21 protein-coding genes are annotated in these 20,448 nt (G+C 65.5%); 14 read left to right on the forward strand and 7 right to left on the reverse strand.

What is annotated here, in order from left to right; all coding sequences use genetic code 11:
• Window positions 1–4: 4 nt before the first annotated feature.
• On the reverse strand, window positions 5–355 hold the full coding sequence (locus tag BRSPCE3_RS24645) for a hypothetical protein (RefSeq protein ID WP_244068885.1): 351 nt from the start codon (window positions 353–355) through the stop codon (window positions 5–7).
• A gap of 103 nt (window positions 356–458) precedes the next feature.
• Here BRSPCE3_RS24645 and BRSPCE3_RS24650 point away from each other — a divergent pair, with 103 nt between their 5' ends.
• Window positions 459–995 (forward strand): TetR/AcrR family transcriptional regulator, encoded by a 537-nt coding sequence (locus BRSPCE3_RS24650; protein WP_244068886.1) that lies wholly within the window; start codon window positions 459–461, stop codon window positions 993–995.
• 46 nt (window positions 996–1,041) lie between these two features.
• Window positions 1,042–1,239 carry a Trm112 family protein gene (locus BRSPCE3_RS24655; RefSeq protein ID WP_244068887.1) on the forward strand — a complete coding sequence of 66 codons (198 nt, stop codon included), beginning with the start codon at window positions 1,042–1,044 and terminating at the stop codon, window positions 1,237–1,239.
• Window positions 1,240–1,349: 110 nt separating this feature from the next.
• Here the strand turns inward: BRSPCE3_RS24655 and BRSPCE3_RS24660 are convergent, their stop codons facing one another.
• Window positions 1,350–2,570: a ubiquinone biosynthesis hydroxylase gene (locus tag BRSPCE3_RS24660; RefSeq protein ID WP_244068889.1), complete on the reverse strand. Its 1,221-nt coding sequence runs from the start codon at window positions 2,568–2,570 to the stop codon at window positions 1,350–1,352.
• 221 nt (window positions 2,571–2,791) lie between these two features.
• Between BRSPCE3_RS24660 and tesB the strand changes: the two genes are divergently transcribed.
• On the forward strand, window positions 2,792–3,652 hold the full coding sequence (gene tesB, locus BRSPCE3_RS24665) for an acyl-CoA thioesterase II (RefSeq protein WP_244068890.1): 861 nt from the start codon (window positions 2,792–2,794) through the stop codon (window positions 3,650–3,652).
• A gap of 122 nt (window positions 3,653–3,774) precedes the next feature.
• Here the strand turns inward: tesB and BRSPCE3_RS24670 are convergent, their stop codons facing one another.
• Window positions 3,775–4,668, reverse strand: coding sequence for a DUF4339 domain-containing protein (locus BRSPCE3_RS24670; RefSeq protein ID WP_244068892.1), 894 nt, complete (start codon window positions 4,666–4,668; stop codon window positions 3,775–3,777).
• 327 nt (window positions 4,669–4,995) lie between these two features.
• Between BRSPCE3_RS24670 and BRSPCE3_RS24675 the strand changes: the two genes are divergently transcribed.
• The 7 genes from BRSPCE3_RS24675 to BRSPCE3_RS24705 all read left to right on the forward strand — a co-directional run bounded on the left by BRSPCE3_RS24675 (window position 4,996) and on the right by BRSPCE3_RS24705 (window position 10,346).
• Window positions 4,996–5,334 carry a P-II family nitrogen regulator gene (locus BRSPCE3_RS24675; RefSeq protein ID WP_244068893.1) on the forward strand — a complete coding sequence of 113 codons (339 nt, stop codon included), beginning with the start codon at window positions 4,996–4,998 and terminating at the stop codon, window positions 5,332–5,334.
• A gap of 76 nt (window positions 5,335–5,410) precedes the next feature.
• Window positions 5,411–6,733: an ammonium transporter gene (locus tag BRSPCE3_RS24680; RefSeq protein ID WP_244068895.1), complete on the forward strand. Its 1,323-nt coding sequence runs from the start codon at window positions 5,411–5,413 to the stop codon at window positions 6,731–6,733.
• A 146-nt stretch (window positions 6,734–6,879) separates the two neighbouring features.
• Complete coding sequence (locus tag BRSPCE3_RS24685; protein ID WP_244068896.1) at window positions 6,880–7,194, forward strand: helix-turn-helix transcriptional regulator; 315 nt, start codon at window positions 6,880–6,882, stop codon at window positions 7,192–7,194.
• Complete coding sequence (locus BRSPCE3_RS24690; protein WP_244068897.1) at window positions 7,191–7,544, forward strand: SRPBCC domain-containing protein; 354 nt, start codon at window positions 7,191–7,193, stop codon at window positions 7,542–7,544. The genes BRSPCE3_RS24685 and BRSPCE3_RS24690 overlap by 4 nt, the downstream gene beginning before the upstream one ends.
• A gap of 55 nt (window positions 7,545–7,599) precedes the next feature.
• A complete protein-coding gene (locus tag BRSPCE3_RS24695; protein ID WP_244068898.1) occupies window positions 7,600–8,202 on the forward strand; it encodes an ATP-dependent Clp protease proteolytic subunit in 603 nt (200 codons plus the stop codon).
• 316 nt (window positions 8,203–8,518) lie between these two features.
• Window positions 8,519–8,857, forward strand: coding sequence for a P-II family nitrogen regulator (locus tag BRSPCE3_RS24700; RefSeq protein ID WP_024583097.1), 339 nt, complete (start codon window positions 8,519–8,521; stop codon window positions 8,855–8,857).
• A 40-nt stretch (window positions 8,858–8,897) separates the two neighbouring features.
• Complete coding sequence (locus tag BRSPCE3_RS24705; RefSeq protein WP_244068899.1) at window positions 8,898–10,346, forward strand: ammonium transporter; 1,449 nt, start codon at window positions 8,898–8,900, stop codon at window positions 10,344–10,346.
• A gap of 185 nt (window positions 10,347–10,531) precedes the next feature.
• Here BRSPCE3_RS24705 and BRSPCE3_RS24710 read toward each other — a convergent pair whose 3' ends face one another.
• Both BRSPCE3_RS24710 and BRSPCE3_RS24715 read right to left on the reverse strand, forming a co-directional pair.
• A complete protein-coding gene (locus BRSPCE3_RS24710; RefSeq protein WP_244068900.1) occupies window positions 10,532–12,037 on the reverse strand; it encodes an amidase in 1,506 nt (501 codons plus the stop codon).
• A 13-nt stretch (window positions 12,038–12,050) separates the two neighbouring features.
• Window positions 12,051–13,097, reverse strand: coding sequence for a hypothetical protein (locus tag BRSPCE3_RS24715; RefSeq protein WP_244068901.1), 1,047 nt, complete (start codon window positions 13,095–13,097; stop codon window positions 12,051–12,053).
• Between the two features lie 203 nt (window positions 13,098–13,300).
• Here BRSPCE3_RS24715 and BRSPCE3_RS24720 point away from each other — a divergent pair, with 203 nt between their 5' ends.
• The gene (locus tag BRSPCE3_RS24720; RefSeq protein ID WP_244068902.1) at window positions 13,301–14,308 is read left to right on the forward strand and encodes an AraC family transcriptional regulator; all 1,008 of its coding nucleotides are present in this window, start codon (window positions 13,301–13,303) and stop codon (window positions 14,306–14,308) included.
• 148 nt (window positions 14,309–14,456) lie between these two features.
• On the forward strand, window positions 14,457–14,861 hold the full coding sequence (locus BRSPCE3_RS24725; protein ID WP_244068903.1) for a GFA family protein: 405 nt from the start codon (window positions 14,457–14,459) through the stop codon (window positions 14,859–14,861).
• 254 nt (window positions 14,862–15,115) lie between these two features.
• Here BRSPCE3_RS24725 and BRSPCE3_RS24730 read toward each other — a convergent pair whose 3' ends face one another.
• Together BRSPCE3_RS24730 and BRSPCE3_RS24735 are read right to left on the reverse strand one after the other, a co-directional pair.
• Entirely contained in the window at window positions 15,116–15,889 is a 774-nt protein-coding gene (locus tag BRSPCE3_RS24730) for a GGDEF domain-containing protein (protein ID WP_244068905.1), read from the reverse strand.
• Between the two features lie 145 nt (window positions 15,890–16,034).
• Window positions 16,035–16,508: an NUDIX hydrolase gene (locus BRSPCE3_RS24735; protein WP_244068906.1), complete on the reverse strand. Its 474-nt coding sequence runs from the start codon at window positions 16,506–16,508 to the stop codon at window positions 16,035–16,037.
• Between the two features lie 190 nt (window positions 16,509–16,698).
• Between BRSPCE3_RS24735 and BRSPCE3_RS24740 the strand changes: the two genes are divergently transcribed.
• Both BRSPCE3_RS24740 and BRSPCE3_RS24745 read left to right on the forward strand, forming a co-directional pair.
• Window positions 16,699–17,922, forward strand: a complete 1,224-nt coding sequence (locus tag BRSPCE3_RS24740) for an aminotransferase class I/II-fold pyridoxal phosphate-dependent enzyme (protein WP_244068907.1) — start codon at window positions 16,699–16,701, stop codon at window positions 17,920–17,922.
• A gap of 16 nt (window positions 17,923–17,938) precedes the next feature.
• The gene (locus tag BRSPCE3_RS24745) at window positions 17,939–20,422 is read left to right on the forward strand and encodes a DNA translocase FtsK (RefSeq protein WP_244068908.1); all 2,484 of its coding nucleotides are present in this window, start codon (window positions 17,939–17,941) and stop codon (window positions 20,420–20,422) included.
• Window positions 20,423–20,448: the final 26 nt, after the last annotated feature.

Consider the following 20,448-nt stretch of genomic DNA (forward strand, 5'->3'; position numbering starts at 1 on the left):
CTCGCTAGTAACCGGCCGCGGCGAGCGCGACCACCGCGCTCATCGCCATCCAGCCGAAATGCCGGAAGCGGGTCGCGACGGCATTTGCGAGCGCGGCGCAGCCGAACACGACCGCAAGCGTCGCCACGATCCAATGCCGCGCGGCATCGGACGCCATCGCGGGCGCCGCGACCAGCAGCACGCCACCGCCGATCCAGGCGACCGTGCCGGCCTGATAGACCAGGCGAAGCAACAGGCGCAGCCGCGGCGGCTCGACGGTGGCGCGCGCGAATATTTTGGTCTCGCCAAGTACGCCATGGATCAGGCTGACCAGGATGGCGATCACACCGGCGCCTTGCAGCAGAACATCACGCATCGAGACACCTTCAGGACTATCCATACAGTACTGTATGGATAAGACACCGGGCGCTGGCGCCTGTCAATACACTTGTGTATGGTCGCGATGCGGACGGGGAACCATGACGGAACAGCTTTCAGCCAGGGATTGGCTCGACCAGGGTCTGAAGACGCTGGCGCGGCGCGGCTTCACGGCGCTGAAGGCCGAGCCGCTGGCCAAGGCCATGGGCGTCTCGCGCGGCAGCTTCTACTGGCATTTCGCCGACATCGCCGCCTACCGCGCCGCGATCCTCACCCATTGGCGCGAGGTCGCCGCCGAACAGGTGATCGCCGAGCTCGAGACGATTCCGCGAGGCGGCGAGGCGCTGGCGCTGTTGCTGCGCCGGGCCTTTTCGGCGCGGCTGGCGCTGGAACGCGCGGTGCGTAGCTGGGCCATCGCCGACGCAGCGGTGCGCGCCGCCGTGCTCGAGGTCGACCAGCGCCGGATCGGCTACATCGAAACCCTGCTCCGGCAGGATGGATTCGAAGACGACGTGGCGCGCGGCCGGGCGCAGATCTTCTATTGGGCGTTCATCGGCTACGCGCTGTCCGAACAGGCGCTGCCGAAGCCGCGTCAGCAGGCCGCAATCGACGAGCTGCTGCGGATTGCCAAGCGCTGACAGTTGACATTCGGATGTGCTACATCACGGCGAGCCGGAGACATCCATGAATTCGACGCCCGATCATCTCGACAGCACCGCCGACCCGAAACTGCTGGAGATCCTGGTGTGCCCGATCACCAAGGGACCGCTGGAATTCGACGCCGCGCGGCAGGAGCTGATCTCGCGCTCGGCCAAGCTCGCCTATCCGATCCGCGACGGCATTCCGATCATGCTGCCGGAAGAGGCCAGGAAGATCGATTGATGTAAGCGTAGCCCGGATGGAGCGAAGCGCAATTCGGGGAAGTCTCACCGCTGGAAGGCCGGTCCCGGATTGCGCTACGCTTCATCCGGGCTACGGCACCTATACACCCCCTACAGCGCCTCGCCCTTCAGCAGCCGCGGCACCTCGCCGGACAATCCCGCCGCCTGGCGGATGAACATGCTCTTCAGCGGCGGCGCGCGATCGACCAGGCCCAATCCGATATCGCGCAAGGTGCGCAGCAGCGTCGATTCGTTGGAGAACAGGAAGTTCAGCGAGTTGGTGGCAACCCCCATCGCCATCGTGTCGAAGCGCCGCCAGCGCTGATAGCGCTCGAGTACGTCGGCCTGTCCGAGATCGATGCCGAGCCGCGCCGCATCGACCACGACCTCGGCCAGCGCTGCGACATCCTTCAAGCCCATATTGAGCCCCTGCCCCGCGATCGGATGGATCACATGCGCGGCGTCGCCGATCAGCGCGAGGCGTTCGGCGATGAACGAGCGCGCGACGAAATAGCCGAGCGGGAACGCGCGTGGCTTGTCGAGCGCCTTGATCTCGCCGAGATGCAGGCCAAAACGCTGCTCGAGCTCGGCATGGAATTCCGCGTCACTCAGCGCCGTGATGCGCGCGGCGTCCTTGCGCGTCTCGGTCCACACCAGCGACGAGCGGTTGCCGGTCAGCGGCAGGATCGCGAACGGACCCGCGGGCAGGAAGTGCTCCTCGGCGCGGCCATGGTGCTCGCGTTCATGCCCGACCGTGACCACGATGCCGGATTGGTCATAGTCCCAGCCATGGGTCGCAATGCCGGCGCGCTCGCGCAGCTTCGAGCGGGCGCCGTCGGCAGCGACCAAGAGGCTCGCATCGATCTCGGCGCCGTCGGCCAGCGTGACGCTGACGCCGTCGGGCCGCGAGGCGAAGCTCGACACCGCGGCGGCGCGCAGCTCGACGCCCTCCGCCTCGGCGCGGGTCGCGAGCGCATCGATCAAATAGCGGTTCTCGACCATGTGGGCGAACGGCTCGCCGGGCTCGACATTGCCGGCGAAGGTCAAAAACACCGGACGCGTGGCGTCCTCCAGCTTGGAGTCGGTCACGACCATGTCGGTGATCGGCTGCGCGGTCGGCGCCACCTTGCCCCACACCCCGAGCGTCTCGAACAGCCGCCGGCAGGCCGCCACGATCGCGGTCGCGCGCGGGTCGCGGCTCGGGCGCTGGCTCAACGCCGGATCGGCCACGATGACCGGGATGTCCGGCCCAAGCCCCTGGCGCAACGCCACGGCCAGCGCCAGCCCTGCAAACGCGCCCCCGCAGATCACGATACTTCGTTGTGCCGGCATGCCATTTCCTTACGCGCCCGACGCCATCAGACTGTGCTTGCTACCTGATAATAGCTGGGCGAAACAGGGGGCAGAAACAAGAGCGGCCATTCAGCCCCATTCGTCATTCCGGGGCGCGCGCAGCGCGAGCCCGGGATCCAATGGGCCGCATGATCCGTAGATGAATGGATTCCGGGTTCTCGCTTACCCGAGCCCCGGAATGACGGAAGAGAGCAACACCGATGTCCAAAAGCCTGATCGACCTGTTGTCCATCCTCGATCTCGAGCAGCTCGAGGTGAATTTGTTCCGCGGCAACAGCCCGAAGACCAGCTGGCAGCGCGTGTTCGGCGGCCAGGTGATCGGCCAGGCGATGGTCGCGGCCTGTCGCACCGTCGAGGGCCGCCTGCCGCACTCGATCCATTGCTATTTCATCCTGCCCGGCGACCCGCAGATCCCGATCATCTACCAGGTCGAGCGGCTGCGCGACGGCAAGAGCTACTCGACCCGCCGCGTCACCGCGATCCAGCACGGCAATGCGATCTTCTCCATCATGGTCTCGTTCCATGCCGACGAAGAGACCAACTTCAATCACCAGGAGAAGATGCCCGACGTGCCGCCGCCGGAGAAGCTGACCGCGGAGGAAGTGTCGAAGCAGCCGATGTTCAAGGAGATGCCGGAGTTCATCCGCCGCTACTACGAGAGCGACCGGCCGATCGAGCTGCGTCCGGTCGAGCTCGGCCGCTATTTCGGCCAGCAGATCGACGACGGCCGCATCCATGTCTGGATCCGCACCGCGGCGAAATTGCCCGACGATCCGGCGCTGCATCTGTGCGCGCTGGCCTATGCGTCGGATTTCTCGCTGCTCGATGCCGTGATGGCGCGCTACGGCCGCACACTGTTCGACCGTCGCATGATGCCGGCGAGCCTCGATCACGCGATGTGGTTTCACCGCCCGTTCCGCGCCGACGAATGGCTGCTCTACGCGCAGGATTCGCCGAGCGCGCAGTCCGGCCGCGGCCTGACCCGCGGCCTGATCTTCAAGCCCGACGGCACGCTGGTGGCGTCCGTCGCGCAAGAAGGTTCGGTGCGCGAACGCAAGTAACCAAGCGTTTTCGAGCGAAGCCTGTCCCGCACTTGATGCGGGATGGGCCCCGGTTCGCGTGAAGAAAACGCGTCAAACAAGAAGTAGAACTTCAGCTCTGATTCATTCAGAGCCGAAGTGATCTAGCTTTCGGCGTAGGCGCCGCGCTCGGTCAACGCGAATTGCGAGATGAACCAGTTGGCGTACCAGCGCAGCACCCATGGGATCGGGATCAGGAAGGCGCAGCCGATCGAGAACACGATGGTACGCCACAGCACCTCGAGCCCGGAGGCGTTGAAGGTGACCTCGCGGCGGGTGCCGTCGATGTTGCGGCAGATCCAGCGCACCCAAGCGGTCATCACCCAGGCCCAGCCGATGATGGTGATGGCCGAGATCACCATCGCGACGTACCAGCCGACATAGGCGACCGGGCTGCCCTTGAACGAGATCGGCAGCTCGCGTCCGCTCGAGCTGAGATTGCCGAGAATCCAGCGAACGATCATCCAGCTCAGGAAGCCCTGCAGCAGCAGCGAGAGCAGTGTGACAATGTTGCTGTTGGCCGCGCCGGCATAGGTCAAGAGACCGAGCACGATGAAGACGTACCAGATGTCGAGCGGCTGGCCGTTGAAGGCGAGATGCGGCCGGCCCGGCACGCGGATATAGGGAATCGCAAAGCGGTACAGGCCGGTCGCGGTCCACGGCGCCGGGATCACGAAAATCTGGCCGATGAACATCAGCAGGCTGCGTCCGAACAGGCCCCAGATCGGGAAGTCGGCCGACAGCGTGCCTCCGCTGTAGCTGCCGGATGCCGCTACCGGCGGCGGTCCGCCGGCCTGCGGAAATGCCGGCGGCGCGCCCGCGGCGCTCGGCACCAGGCCCGGAATCTCGCCGGCCTTCTGCCAGCCGGCCATGCCCTCGGTCCACACCAGGGTATCGGCGCCCACCATGCCTCGGGTGATCAGGTCGCGGAGCTGGGCTTCGGGAAGGGGCCCCTTTTGCTGGCCTTCGGATGCATAAAACCAGTTTCGGTCCGACATTTTTTGTGTCCTCAGGGCGCGCGCACGCACACGCGGTAGCAAATCGAGCCAGCGGGACCGCTGCTCGGGGCGGGAAAGCCATATTCTGGCCGACGGTTGTCGTCCCGTACAGTGACGGAGTTCACGCGCTGCGCACGTTTTCCCCTTCAACCTGCAAGTTTTTTGTGCCATTTGCCCAGAAAGCTGCCAGATTTGGCGGACGCGAAATGCTGGCCGGGGATGGCAAATTGCCGCTTCGGAAGGCGGCCGGTGCCGCTCCGGGGACGGCAAGTGCCGCTCCGGGGACGGGCGCACACGGAAAACCTCTAGGGAATGAAGGCCTGAACCATGAAACTCGTCGTCGCGATCATCAAACCGTTCAAGCTCGATGAGGTGCGCCAGGCGCTGACCGCGATCGGCGTCCACGGCATGACGGTGACCGAGGTGAAGGGCTATGGCCGCCAGAAGGGCCATACCGAGATCTATCGCGGCGCCGAGTATGTCGTGAACTTCCTGCCCAAGCTCAGGATCGAGATCGCCGTCGACACCGAGCTCGCCGAGAAGGCGGTCAGCGTCATCACCCAGCACGCCCGCACCGGCCAGATCGGCGACGGCAAGATCTTCGTGACGCCGATCGACCACGCCTTGCGCATCCGCACCGGCGAGACCGACAACGACGCGCTCTGAAACTTCATCGCCGGCAACCACGCCGGCGCACGCCAAAACCACACACCAAGAAACGACGACACGCCGGGGAATGATGATGGGGGCACGAGCTCTTCGTGCAGCGATATCAGCTGCGCCGATCACTGCTGCAATCCTGTGGGCATCGGGCACGCCGGCCTTCGCGCAAGACCAGGCAGCAGCCAACTCCGGCATCAACGCCGCCGACACCGCCTGGATGATCGTCGCCACCGCGCTGGTGCTGATGATGACGATCCCCGGGCTTGCGCTGTTCTACTCCGGCATGGTGCGCAAGAAGAACGTGCTGGCGACGATGGCGCAGAGCCTCACGGCCGTTGCGCTGGTCTCGATCCTCTGGGTCACTTTCGGCTATTCGCTGAGCTTCGTCGGCGACGGTCCGTGGCTCGGCTCGCTCGACCGCTGGTTCCTGGCTGGTATCACGATGGACAGCGTCAATCCGGCGGCAAAGACCATCCCCGAAGCGCTGTTCATGCTCTACCAGATGACCTTTGCGATCATCACGGTGGCGCTGGTCGCAGGCTCGGTCGCCGACCGCATGCGGTTCTCCGCCTATGTGCTGTTCTCGGTCGGCTGGTTCATCTTCGCCTATGTGCCGCTGGCGCATTGGGTGTGGGGCGGCGGCTTCCTCGCCTCGATGGGCGTGCTGGATTTCGCCGGCGGCCTCGTCGTGCATCTGTCCGCGGGCATCAGCGGTCTGGTCGCGGCCAAGGTGATGGGCAACCGGCACGGCTATGGCCACGACAATCTGTCGCCGTTCGACCTGTCGCTCGCCGTGATGGGCACCGGCCTGCTCTGGGTCGGCTGGTTCGGCTTCAACGGCGGCTCGGCGCTGGCGGCCAATTCGCGCGCGGTGCTGGCGATCACCGCCACGCATCTTGCAGCCTGCGCCGGCGCGCTGACTTGGGGCGCGATCGAATGGGCGACGCGGCGCAAGCCGTCGGTGCTCGGCATGATCTCGGGCGCGGTCGCGGGGCTCGGCACCATCACCCCGGCATCCGGTTTCGTCGCGCCGTGGCACGGCGTCATCATCGGCATCATCGCCGGCCTGGTCTGCTTCTGGGCCTGCACCTGGCTGAAGCATCGCTTCCAATATGACGATTCGCTCGACGTGTTCGGCGTGCACGGCATCGGCGGCCTGACCGGCACGCTGCTCGCGGGCATTTTCGCGGTCGCGGCGATCGGCGGCACCTCCGGCCTGCTCGAGGGCAATCCGAAGCAGCTCCTGATCCAGCTCTACGGCGTCGCGGTCACCTTCGTCTGGTGCGGCGGCGTCACCTTCGTGCTGCTCAAGCTGGTCAGCGCGTTCGTGCCGTTGCGGGTCTCGATGCAGCAGGAGCTCGAGGGTCTCGACATTTCCCAGCACGGCGAGGCGCTGCAGTAGCAGCCGGGCTCGCATCGCCGGGACGAGATCGGCGCTGCGGGGCAAATTCGCAAAACAACCCCATGCAAAGTACCCGAGCGCCGCGTCACGCTGCGCGGGACAAGTTCAGGCTTGCACGACACATAAGTATATGCTTATGTGTTGGCATGATCGACACCGACATCTTCAAGGCGCTGGCCGATCCGACCCGCCGCAAGGTCTTCGAGAAGCTGGCCGGGGGCAGCCTGAACGCCAGCGCCCTGCGCGACGGGCTTGAGATCAGCCAGCCGGCGATGTCGCAGCATCTGGCGGTGCTGCGCGCCGCCGGCCTCGTGCGCGAGCAGCGGCAGGGCCGCTTCGTGAACTATGAAGTCGATCCGGACGGGATCGCCAGCATCGGGACCTGGCTCGCCCGCTACCGCGCCTACTGGCCGAAGCGCATCGAAGCGCTTTCCGATCTGCTGAAGGACATGGATCAATGAGCGACACAGCCGAGCCTGACGCGGATGCAGCCCTGGTGCTCGAATACGAGCTCGACGCGCCGCCCGAAAAGGTCTGGCGCGCGGTGACCATTCCGGCGCTGCGCGAACGCTGGCTTCCGGACTGCGATCTCGCCGGCGCCGAGCCCCTGTCGTCGGTCACCGGCGAAGAGGTGCGTTACCGGCTCCGCGAGTCCGAGCCGCCGTTTCGCGAAAGCCACGTCATCTTCCGGATCGAGCCGAACGATGCCGGCGGCACCCGGTTTCGCATCATCCAGCAAGCCTGCGACGTCAGGGCAAGACAGCCGCGAGCGGCCAACAGCAACAGCCGCACCATGATGCGCGCGGCCTGATCGCAGGCTTTATCACCCGCTGAGACTTTATCACCTGCAGACATGGAGGTCGCCGATGCGCGACATGATGCAACTCGTCCCGATGGTCGTTGAGCAGTCGAGCCGCGGCGAACGGTCGTTCGACATCTATTCGAGGCTGCTGCGCGAGCGCATCATCTTCCTCAACGGCGAGGTCAACGACGCGATGTCCGGGCTGGTCTGCGCCCAGCTGCTGTTCCTCGAGGCCGACAATCCGAACAAGCCGATCAACCTCTACATCAACTCCTATGGCGGCGTGGTCACCAGCGGGCTGGCGATGTACGACACCATGCAGTTCATCAAGGCGCCGGTGCATACGCTGTGCATGGGTACGGCGCGCTCGATGGGCTCGTTCCTGCTGATGGCCGGCGAACCCGGCCACCGCGCCGCGCTGCCCAATGCCAGCCTCCACGTGCATCAGCCGCTCGGCGGCTTCCAGGGCCAGGCCACCGACATCCAGATCCATGCCGCCGAGATGCAGGCGACCAAGCGGCGCATCATCCGGCTTTACGCCCAGCACTGCCGGCGCACCGAGGCCGACGTCGAACGGACGCTGGACCGCGATCACTTCATGTCCGCTGAGCAGGCGCTCGAATGGGGGCTGATCGACAAGGTTTTTGCAGCGCGGGACGCCGCCTAATGGCCCGGCATCACATTATCTGAATACCTATCGCTGCCCCGCCGCTGGGCAGAATTGTGTCCAGACCCTGACCTGCTTCCGAATTAGACAGGCCTGATGATATTTTAGGCGCGACGGAATGGCGCAGGCGCACCGTCCTCCCGCAAAGCGGGAAAATATCCGGATTCATAATCCATTAGCGAAGTCCGGCCGACTGGCACGGCATTTGATTCTAAGGGTCCCGGCTGTGCCCGCGTAGTGGATGTCCTCCGCGTGGTGAACCTCAGTCGAAACTCCCGGTGTTCATTCGCACCGGGCCCAAGCGGGGATAGGACTCATGAAAATTGTTATGGCGATCATTAAGCCATTCAAGCTGGAAGAGGTCCGTGACGCCCTGACCGCCATTGGCGTTCACGGTCTCACGGTGACGGAGGTCAAGGGGTACGGCCGTCAGAAGGGTCACACGGAAATCTATCGCGGCGCCGAATATGCCGTGAGCTTCCTGCCCAAGATCAAGATCGAGGTCGCAGTCAACTCCGATCAGGTCGACAAGACCATCGACGCCATCACCTCCGCCGCCAAGACCGGACAGATCGGCGACGGCAAGATCTTCGTCATCAGCCTCGAGCACGCCGTGCGCATCCGCACCGGCGAGGCCGATGCCGCGGCCCTCTGATTTTCGCGCTCAAACCTTAAGACCTCAGGAGTGAAATAACATGACGTTCAAGCGTCCCTATGGCGCGGGACTGGCGGCCCTCGCAGTCGGCCTGTTCGCCGCGACCGCCGCCTACGCCGAGCCGACCGTCAACAAGGGCGACAACGCCTGGATGCTGACCTCGACGGTGCTGGTGCTGTTGATGACCATCCCAGGCCTCGCGCTGTTCTATGGCGGTCTGGTCCGCTCCAAGAACATGCTCTCGGTGCTGGCGCAGGTGTTCTACACCGTCTGCATCGTCACCGTGCTCTGGGCCCTCTACGGCTACAGCCTCGCCTTCACCGGCGGTTCCGACTTCATCGGCGGCTTCTCGAAGGCCTTCCTGATGGGCGTCACGCCGGACTCCAAGGCTGCGACCTTCTCGGTCGACGCCAACATCTCGGAGCTCGTCTATATGTGCTTCCAGATGACCTTCGCGGCGATCACGCCGGCCCTCATCGTCGGCGCCTTCGCCGAGCGCATGAAGTTCTCGGCGATCGCGCTGTTCATCCCGATCTGGGTGACCGTGATCTACTTCCCGATCGCGCACATGGTCTGGTACTGGCCGGGCCCGGACGCGATCCAGGATGCCGCCAAGGCGCTCGCCGCCGCGGCTGACGGCGCGGCCAAGACCGCGGCGCAGGCCAAGCTCGACGAGATCAACGCCGACGCCGGCTGGATCTTCAAGAAGGGTGCGATCGACTTCGCCGGCGGCACCGTCGTGCACATCAACGCCGGCATCGCCGGCCTGGTCGGCGCGCTGCTGATCGGCAAGCGTACCGGCTACGGCAAGGAGCTGATGGCTCCGCACTCGCTGACCATGACCATGATCGGTGCCTCGCTGCTGTGGGTCGGCTGGTTCGGCTTCAACGCTGGTTCGAACCTCGAAGCCAACGGCGGCGCTGCGCTCGCCATGACCAACTCCTTCGTGGCGACCGCCGCGGCGGCGTTGTCCTGGATGTTCGCGGAATGGATCATCAAGGGCCATCCCTCGCTGCTCGGCGCGCTCTCGGGCGCGGTCGCGGGTCTCGTCGCGGTGACGCCGGCGGCCGGCTATGCCGGTCCGATGGGCGCCATCGTGCTCGGTCTCGTGGTCGGCGTGGTCTGCCTGTTCTTCTGCACGGTCGTGAAGAACGCGCTCGGCTATGACGACTCGCTCGACGTGTTCGGCGTCCACTGCGTCGGCGGCATCATCGGCGCGCTCGGCACCGGCATCCTGGTCAACCCGGCGCTCGGTGGCGCCGGCATCATCGACTACACCGCGATCCCGCCGAAGGTCGCCGATTACGACTTCGCGGCGCAGATGATCTCGCAGTGCTGGGGCGTCTGCACCACGCTGGTGTGGTCGGGCATCGGTTCGGCGATCCTCTACAAGATCGTCGACGTGATCGTCGGCCTGCGTGCCAACGTCGAGACCGAGCGTGAAGGCCTCGACATCACCGAGCACACGGAGCGCGCCTACAACATGTAAGAGTTCTCCCGGGGCGCGACCTCCCCAAGCGGTCGTTCCCAGAACTACGGTCCGGACACATACCCGGCAATGTCCGGACCGTTGAGGGGCTCCAGCGCAAGTTGGAGCCCCTTTCTTTTTTCCGCGGGAGCGGCCAGCCCACGAGATTGCCGCTCGCAGTTATCGGGCGAGCTCATCGCCTCGGCTCAATGCGGAAAGGCAATCGCCGGCAGCCGCGCCATCCAGGGCTGCGCGCGCTCCAGTTGATATGCAAGTTGCAGGAGCAGAGCTTCGTTGCCGAACGCCGCAATGAACTGCACGCCGAGCGGCAGGCCGTTGTCCGTCCAATACAGCGGTACGCTCATGGCAGGCGTCCCCGTCAGATTGGCGAGCTGCGTAAAGGGCGTGAGAGTCAAGTTCTGACGCGACAGCTCGGCAAGCGCGCCTTGCATGAGGCCGAGGCGGGCCATCATGCCCAGCAAGCCGGTCTTGAGGAGAAACCCGAGAACGCTCCGCTGCGCTGCAGGCATGACCGTGGCCGCGTGGTCGACAGGCGGAAAGGCGATCGTCGGCGTCAGAAACACGTCGTAGCGCCGGTGAAACTCGCCAAGGGCACGCGCGAACTCGTTCCAGCGCCGGTGATTGCGCACATAGGTGCCTGCACTGAGGGCTTTGCCGAGCGCTTCGAGGAGCAGAGTTGCAAGCTCGAAATCTTCGCTCCTGGCGCCGGCCTCGCGCGCGTCGGCGAGCGTTGCCGCGACTTGCCCGAAATACATTTCAAGGTAGCAGCGCGCGAGCGCCAGCCCATCGTATTTGGGGCGCTCCTCGACGACGTCGTGTCCGAGCGCGCTGAGCAATTTTGCTGCGTGGTTGACGGCCTTCACTGCTTCCGGATGCACGTCGGTGTCCAGAGGGGACGCCGCGCTGAAGGCCACGCGCAGCCGTCCCGGTTCGCGGGCAGCCATCTCGACGAACGTGCCGGCAGGCGGAGCAATGACGAACGGATCGCCTCGCTCGGGTCCAGCAAGAACGTCGAGCGCCAGCGCCGAGTCCCGCACGCTGCGAGTCAGCACGTGGTCGCTCGAGGCACCCTCCCAGATTTCGCCGACGGCCGGGCCGGGCGGAACGCGGCCACGCGAGGGCCGCAGGCCAAACAGGCCGCAGCAGGCCGCCGGAATTCGGATGGAGCCGCCGCCGTCGTTGGCTCCCGCCATTGGCACGATGCCGGCTGCGACGGCCGCAGCCGAGCCGCCACTGGAGCCGCCGGACGTGCGCGAGAGATCCCACGGATTTCGCGTGACGCCAAACGCCTTGGGGTCGGTGACGCCCTTCAGCGCCAGCTCCGGGGTGTTCGATTTGCCGATGATGACCGCGCCCGCATCGAGCAGCCGCTGCACGAATGTAGAATGCCGCCCGGGCACGATGCGGCAGTACGCACGGCTACCGTTGGAGGTCGGCAGTCCGGCGTAGTCCTGGATCGCATCCTTGATGAGCATGGGAACGCCAGCCAATAGCCCGGCGAGCGGCTGCTGGACCCGCGCCTGCGCCTCAGCCAGCATCGGCCGATTGACGGCATTGAGCGCCGGGTTCAGGCGCACGAGCTGGGCTTCGGCGAGCTCCAGCAGCTCCGTGGCCGCAACCTCGCCGGTGTTGACGAGGCGGGCGAGTTCCGTTGCGTCCGACCGGATATAGTCGTCGATCCCGAGCACCATCACATGACGGCCCTCAGTAGAGGTGCTTCAGATCGTGCTTGACCACCGCATCGACGACCAGTGTCGTCGCCTTGCCGAGTAACCCCCGGCCGTTCATATGCTCGGCCAGCATCCTGGAGAAGGACGGAATATCGCTGTCGCGAAGATGCGTCGCCTTGGACCATAGCCCTGCCTCGACCAATGCCGGGCTGTGCTGGAAGCGAAATTCGTCGACCTGCAGCACCATGCCCAGTTTGGGCGTTTTGCCCTGCACCGTGGCCGGCCTCAGCATTTCCTGTTCGGTGCTCAACCAACAGCGGCCATTGACCACGAGCACGTCGGCCGAACCGGGAATCAGGAAGACCACCGTCATCGCGTCGTGGACAAGGATGTTGGTGAGCGTGCAAGCGACCTTGTTGCCGGGGCGCTCGGGGATCAGCAGGGTGCTGCGGTCGAGCGCCAACACAAAGCCATCGGGATCACCACGCGGCGATAGCTCCGTCTTGCCGGCGGCATCCTGTGTCAGGATCAGCAAATAGGGAGAGCGAGCGACGAACGCGAGGGCTGCCTCGGACAGCGTTGCTCCGCCGGCCACGTCGGAACGCAGCACCTCGTCCGCCCGAGCCTCCCAGAACCTGGCGCGCACCTTGGCCCGCGAGCAGTGGAGAAAGAACGCGTCGGCCCGGAAGGTCAGCCGTGTCGCGCTGCCTTCGACCTGCTCCGCCAACAAGCGGCCGTTGGCCCGCAGGGCGAAGCCGATGCCCGGCATGATGAAATAGAGGCTGCCGTTGATCGCTTCCCCCCGGGCCAGACTTGGCGGCAATTCGACGCCCGCCGGCCAGACCAGATCGACGCGCTCCGCCTCGGCCTTGACCACCGGCGTGGCGCGAAGATTGACGAACACGACGCCCGCCCGGTCGGCAAATCCGACCACGCAGACCGACGCACTCCGGATCACCGTCAGACAGTAATCGTCGATCTGCCGCTGCAAACGCCTGTGCATCATGGCGGGCGGCTCCGCAATCAGGTTGCGCAAGTCAGCCAGCGTCTTTATCCTGCCAGGTTGCGTAGCATCCAGCATTGGAGCGCCCCTTCCATGGTTGCCGTGCGCCAAACACTAGGGTGGGCAGCGCGCGCGAAACATGGCTCCGGGGATCAATCGCATGGCAATTGGTTGCAATCTTGCAGCCGCCGGCTGTTGCGCCGCCTCAGCCCTGCTGTATCGTTGGCCGACTGGCGATCAGGGAATGCCGAACGATGCGTCCACGCACGACCGTATCCGCCATGGCAGTGCTCGATCTCTACGATTTCCTGCGAGACCAGGGCATCGCGACAGACGGCCAACTGCTCGAAGCCGGCCTCAACCGCGCAGTCTTGATTGACGGCAGCAGCGAGGCTTTGCCCCCGCAGGAGCAACGCCTTCCCGAAGAACAGCTGCTGGCACTGTGGCGGATCGCCGCGAGCAATACGGAAGTGCCTCAGATCGGCCTTCTTGCCGGGCAGACCTACAATCCATCGACGCGCGGTGTGCTCGCGAGCTTACTGTGCCACTGCAGCAATGTGGGAGAAGCATTGCAGGTTTTTCAGCACCACATCGCGCTGATGAACCCTTCCGAGCGCTGGGAAACCAGTGTCAGCGACGATTCGCTCATGCTGACCATCTCGTTCGCACCGGACAAGGATTACCCCCGGCCGGCCATCGAACGCAGCATGGGCGCACTTGTGACATGGATGGCGGAGCTGACCGGCATTTCGGCCGCACCGACCGCCTGCACATTCGCCTTTCCGCGCCCGCGCTATCATTGGCAATATGCCGCCGTCTTCGGCAAGGCCGTGAGTTTCGGCGGCGACGTCACCTGCATGCGCCTGCCGCGGGTCGTCCTGGATCGACCTATCCGCACTGCCAATTCCTACCTCAAGACAATCCTGCAGGAGCGCGCGCACCAGGCGCTGCAGAAAATCGAGAGCGAAAGCCTGTTGGTCAACAAGGTTCGGCAACGCATTGGCGCCAGCCTCGATCGTGGCTTGGGCATCGACGAAGTCTGCAGGTCGCTCCATCTCAGCCGGCCGACACTCTATCGCCGCCTGAAGCGCGAGGGCACCAGCTACAGGGAGTTGCTCGCCGCTGTCAGAAAAGAGTTGGCGTACCGGCAAATCCGGCAAGGCCAGCCGGTGGCATGCGTCAGCGACAATCTCGGGTTCAAGGATGTCAGCACCTTCCATCGCGCGTTCCGCCGATGGTTCAAGCAATCGCCCGGCGCGTTGCGCGCGCAAACGCGCGCCATGCCCTGACAATTGAGCCCCTCCGCGATCTGCCGTCACAAAAAACCATTTGCCAGCATGGCCCGGCACCGTCGACACTGCGGCCCGTCCGCGCCAGATGCGGAACGGCGCTTCACACGAAGATTGCCAAGAAGAATGCATGAAAAGGGAGGACGTCATGAAGGTGCAAGGCAGGTGCTATTGCGGCAACGTGCGCTACGAGGCCGAGGGCGAACCGATGATGGCGGCGCAATGCCTGTGCCGCGAATGCCAGTACATCACGGGCGGCGGACCGAACATGTTCATGGCGATGCCGACCACCGGCTTCAAATACACCGCGAGCCAGCCGAAGCAGTTCACGCGCAAGGACCTCGAGCGTGCCGTGACGCGGGAATTCTGCCCGGAATGCGGGACACATCTCGTCACCAAGGTGCCGGGCCTGCCGGCCACGATCCTGAAGGTCGGCACGTTCGACGACCCCAGCGTGTTCACCCCGCAGATGACGATCTACACCTGCGACAAGCAGACCTTCCACCATCTCCCCGAAGGCAAGCCGTCGTTCGAGAAGCTGCCGGCGCGATAGTCGTCAGAGATCGCCTGCGTAGCCCGGATGGAGCGAAGCGCAATCCGGGAACGGTGCGTATGCCGAGAGGCTGTTCCCGGATTTCGCTTCGCTCCATCCGGGCTACGAGCCTCTTCTCCTTCCCCCTGAAAGGGGGAAGGTCGGGATGGGGGTCAGCCGCGCGAATCGCTGCTCGTGGAGAGACCGGATCCCCACCCGCTTTGCTCTGACGAGCAAAGCGACCTCCCCTTTTCAAGGGGAGGTCGGAGCAAGGCTCACGCCGCGTCGCGGGCGTGCTCGACGCGATCGCGGCCGTGGCGCTTGGCGGCGTAGAGCGCCTGGTCGGCGGTTCGCATCAGGCTGCCGAGATCGAAGCTTGCTTCCTTCACGGTGAAGCCGATGCTGATCGTCACCGGCAGCTGGGTCACATCGTCGAGGATGGTCCGATCAGCGCAATCGCGGCGGATTTCCTCGGCGCCCTGCGCGGCCTGCTCGTGGCTCAGGCCCGTCAGCACCGCGGCGAACTCCTCGCCGCCGTAACGGGCGACCAGCGCGCCGTGCCGGATCGCGAACTGGCGCAGCACATCGGCGATCTCGACCAGCACCTTGTCGCCGATTTCATGGCCGTAGCGGTCGTTGATCGACTTGAAATAGTCGATGTCGCACATCAGCACCGACACTGACGCGCCATCCGCCTGCGCCTGATCGAGTGCGGCGGCCGCCTCGGCATCGAAGCCGCGCCGGTTCAACAGGCCGGTCAGCTGATCGGTCTGCGAGATCTGGGCGAGCTCGCGGCGGGTCCGCGCGAGCGCCAGCATCAGCATGCCCGCGCGATAAGACATGGCGCCGCTGAGCGCGACCGCGATGAAGACACCGGCGGTGAGCCCGAACAGCTGCATCTGGCCGACCGTGATCGGCGCGGCGAGATCACGGCCGAACACCAGCATGCCGATCGTGAACGACATCACGGCGGTCAGGCAGGCGGCAATGACCATGACCTTGCCGGTGCGGCGCAAGACATCGCTGCGTGTCTCGATCTTGATCGGCATGTCCGTCTGCAAATCCTCGCAATGTGGACGGATCATTCGGCCGTGCTGTGTTGCGAATTGCTGAAGGAACCCGTAACGCGCGCGCTGACCTTAATGGCGGGTAAAGCAGATCGCTCGAATGCGCCGCGATGACCGCCAAGCGCTGTCAGTCGACCAGGACTTCCTCGTCCGGCAGCGCGCCCGGTGCGCCGTCGCGCAGATAGCGTTCGAGGATGTCGGCAAGCGACAGCGGCGTAAGGCGCTCTTCAGCGCCCGCGAGATCAGCGATCGGCCACCAGCGGAAGCAATCGAGCACCTTGGCCTCGGCCTCGTCGGCCATCACTGGCGCGAATCGATCGGCGTGAACGATGCGGTATTCTTCCTTCTGGGAGATCCGCCGGCCGCCCCAGTTGAAAGTGTGGTGACGCCGCCAGACAGCCGGGCCGTGCTCGAAATCGACCAGCCCCACTTCCTCGGCCAGTTCCCGCCGCAACGTCGCTTCCGGCGTCTCTTCACCCTCGACGCCGCCGCCAGGCGCGATCCAGAAACAGTCGCCGCCGTGCGGCGGGCGAATCCGCAGCAGCAGGACTTCGCGCTCGCGCGTAACGATGAGCGCCCTGATGGCGCGGCGGTGGATCATGTCTCGGAGCAATTTCGGAGCAATTTCCGCTGCGACTTCCCTGATCAGCGCTGATATCACGCGCCGGCCAATCGCGCCGCGCCGCCGATGGTTAATCGCGTTTTAACCTCGCCCTATCTATGGTGATTTGATCGGTTTACGGTCGGCGCCCCACCCCTCCGACCGCAGTGAAAGTGCTGGCATTTCAACCATGGCAATGATCGCCTCATCCGGCCTGGCGCAGGGCGCCGCCGATGCATCCGCCGGCCAGGCCGAGCGCTCCCCGTTCGTGCGAACCACCGAATTGCTGGCGCCCTACCAACCGGCTAAGCCCTTGATTACACTGTCGGTCGGCGAGCCGCAGCATCCCGTGCCCGATTTCGTCGGACCGGTGCTGGCGAAGCACACCGCCGAGTTCGGCCGCTACCCGATGGCCAAGGGCATCGAGCCGTTCCGCCGCGCGGTCGCGACCTGGCTCGGAAGCCGGTTCCAGTTGCCGCGCCCGGTCGATCCGGAGAGCGAGGTGCTGGTGCTGAACGGCAGCCGCGAGGGGCTGTTCTTCGCGGCGATCACGGCCGCGCGCTACGTCGCCCCGCGCAAAGGCCGGCCGGCGGTCCTGATGCCGAATCCGTTCTATCCGGCCTATGGCGCCGGCGCCCGCGCGGCCGGCTGCGAGCAGATATATCTGCCGACCACGCTCGCCAACGGCTTCCTGCCCGACCTCGATGCAATCGACGAGGCGACTTGGGCGCGCACCGTCGCGTTCTTCATCGCCTCGCCGGCGAACCCGCAGGGCTCGGTCGCCTCGCGCGCCTATTTCACCCGGCTGAAGCAGCTCGCCGACCGGTTCGGCTTCATCATCCTCTCCGACGAGTGCTACTCGGAGATCTACACCCGCGAGGCGCCGGGCAGCATGCTGGAATGCGCCGGGCCCGACTTCAGCAATGTGGTCGCATTCCAGTCGCTGTCGAAGCGCTCGAACTTGCCGGGCATGCGGGTCGGCTTCGCCGCCGGCGACCGCAAGTTTCTCGCCGCATTCCTCGAGCTGCGCAATGTCGCCGCGCCGCAGGTGCCGGTGCCGCTGCAACATGTAGCGGTCGCCGCCTATGGCGACGAGGCGCATGTCGAGGAGAACCGCAGGCTCTATCGCATCAAGTTCGATTTCGCCGACCAGATCCTCGGCAACCGCTACGGCTACAAGCGTCCCGCCGGCGGTTTCTGCGTCTGGCTCGACGTCGCCGACCGCGGCGGCGACGAGGAGACGACGGTCAGGCTGTATCGCGACGCCGGCGTGCGGGTGATTCCGGGCAGCTATCTGGCGCGCCCGCAGAACGACGGTTCCAATCCCGGCGCGGGCTACATCCGCCTTGCGCTGGTCTCCGACAGTGAATCCACCGCCGAGGCGATGCATCGCCTGGTCGAAACCCTGGGTTAATCGCGAAGCGCGAAGATTGAGTATGCCAGCGATCGAACGTGTCATCCCCCTGGTCGGCCATCTGCCGCTCTCGCTGCGCGAGGCGCTGGCGCGGCGGCTGCGCGAGCTCACCGGGCTCGGCCTGATCGCGCTGTCAGGCGCCATCACGGCCGCGCTGATGACCTGGTCGGTGCAGGATCCGTCGCTGAGTCACGCCACCTCGCGCGCGATCCGCAACGTGCTCGGCTATCCCGGCGCGATCGGCGCCGATCTCCTGATGCAGATCCTCGGCCTCGGCGCCATCATGCTGCTGCTGCCGGTCGCGGTCTGGGGCTGGCGGATGCTGACGCATCGCCCGTTCGACCGCGAGGCGCTGCGGCTCGGCTGCTGGATCCTGTGCACGGTGATCGCGGCGGGCTTTGCCAGCTGCTGGCCGCACAACACCTCATGGCCGCTGCCGACCGGGCTCGGCGGCGTGGTCGGCGACGCGCTGCTGCGCGCGCCCGCCGTGGTGTTCGGGCCGCCCGGCTTCATCTACCGCGTCGTGCTCGGCCTGATCCTGTTTGTCGCAATGGCGGCATGCTTCCTGTTCGCCTGCGGCTGGGGCGCCAAGGAGCAGGACGAAGAGCTGACGCCGATCACCGATGACGACGAGCCGTTCGTCGAGGACGAAGACAATGACCGCAGCTCGGTCTCGCTGGGCTGGCTGTTCCACGCGCTGATGAGCGCGAAGGCGCGGCTCGGCTGGCTGTTCGGCACCGCCTACAAATCGCTGGTCTCGAGCGGAGCGCAGGGCCGCAGCGCCGCGTTCGAACGCCAGGAGCCGAATATCGGCGGCGGCCGTTCGGCGCCCTCGATCGCACCGGCGCACGACGATCACGACGAGGACGAAGACGAGGTTGAGGCTTTCGACGACGAGGAAGAAGAGGACGACGAGGAGGAAGCTCCCGCCGCCCGCGCCCCGCGCAAGAAGGCCGAGCCGAAGCCGAAGAAGAAGAATTCCGACAAGTTCGAGCTGCCGTCGGTCTCCGTGCTCAGTGCGCCGAAGGCGAGCGATCGCCAGCCGCTGAGCAAGGCCGAGCTGGAGGCCAATTCGCGCTCGCTGGAAGGCGTGCTGCAGGACTTCGGCGTGCGCGGCGAGATCGTCAAGGCCAACCCGGGTCCGGTGGTCACGCTGTACGAGCTGGAGCCCGCACCCGGCATCAAGTCGTCGCGCGTGATCGGGCTGTCCGACGACATCGCCCGCTCGATGAGCGCGCTGTCGGCCCGCGTCGCCGTGGTCGCCGGCCGCAACGCGATCGGCATCGAGTTGCCGAACGCGCATCGCGAGAAGGTCTATCTGCGCGAGCTCCTGGTCGCCAAGGAAAGCGTCGATTCGGTTGCCAAGCTGCCGCTGTGCCTCGGCAAGACGATCGGCGGCGATCCCGTGATCATCGACCTCGCGCGCACGCCGCACATGCTGATCGCCGGCACCACCGGCTCCGGCAAATCGGTCGCGATCAACACCATGATCCTGAGCCTGGTCTACCGGCTGCGGCCGGATCAGTGCCGCCTGATCATGGTCGATCCGAAGATGCTCGAGCTCTCGGTCTATGACGGCATCCCGCATCTGTTGACGCCCGTCGTCACCGATCCGAAGAAAGCCGTCGTCGCGCTGAAATGGGCCGTGCGCGAGATGGAAGAGCGCTACAAGCGGATGGCCAAGCTCGGCGTGCGCAACATCGACGGCTACAATGCGCGGCTCGTCGAAGCCAAGGGCAAGGGCGAAGAGCTGACCCGCACCGTGCACACCGGCTTCGACAAGGAGAGCGGCAAGGCGATCTACGAGGAAGAGAAGCTCGACCTCGAGCCGCTGCCCTACATCGTCATCATCGTCGACGAAATGGCCGACCTGATGATGGTCGCCGGCAAGGACATCGAAGGCGCGGTGCAGCGCCTCGCGCAGATGGCGCGCGCCGCCGGCCTGCATGTGATCCTGGCGACGCAGCGCCCGTCGGTCGACGTCATCACCGGCACGATCAAGGCGAACTTCCCGACCCGCATCGCCTTCCAGGTGACGTCGAAGATCGACAGCCGCACCATTTTGGGCGAAATGGGCGCCGAGCAGCTGCTCGGCCAGGGCGACATGCTCTACATGGCGGGCGGCGGCCGCATCAGCCGCGTGCACGGCCCGTTCGCATCGGACGAGGAAGTCGAGAAGGTGGTGCGTCACCTCAAGACGCAGGGCCAGCCGGAATATCTCGAAGCGGTCACCGCGGAAGAGCCGACCGACGAGGACGGCGCCGTATTCGATGCCACCGGCATGGGTGGCGACGGCGGCGGCGATCTGTTCACGCAGGCGGTTGCGATCGTCAAGCGCGACCGCAAGGCGTCGACCTCCTACATCCAGCGCCGGCTGCAGATCGGCTATAACCGCGCCGCCTCGCTGATGGAGCGGATGGAACTTGAGGGCATCGTGGGACCGGCGAATCACGCCGGAAAGCGCGAAATCCTGGTCGGGGAGGAAGAGGGACAGTTCTGATCGGGGACGATCATCACGGAAAAACC

The organism is Bradyrhizobium sp. Ce-3, assembly GCF_022835695.1.
Lineage (GTDB): Bacteria > Pseudomonadota > Alphaproteobacteria > Rhizobiales > Xanthobacteraceae > Bradyrhizobium.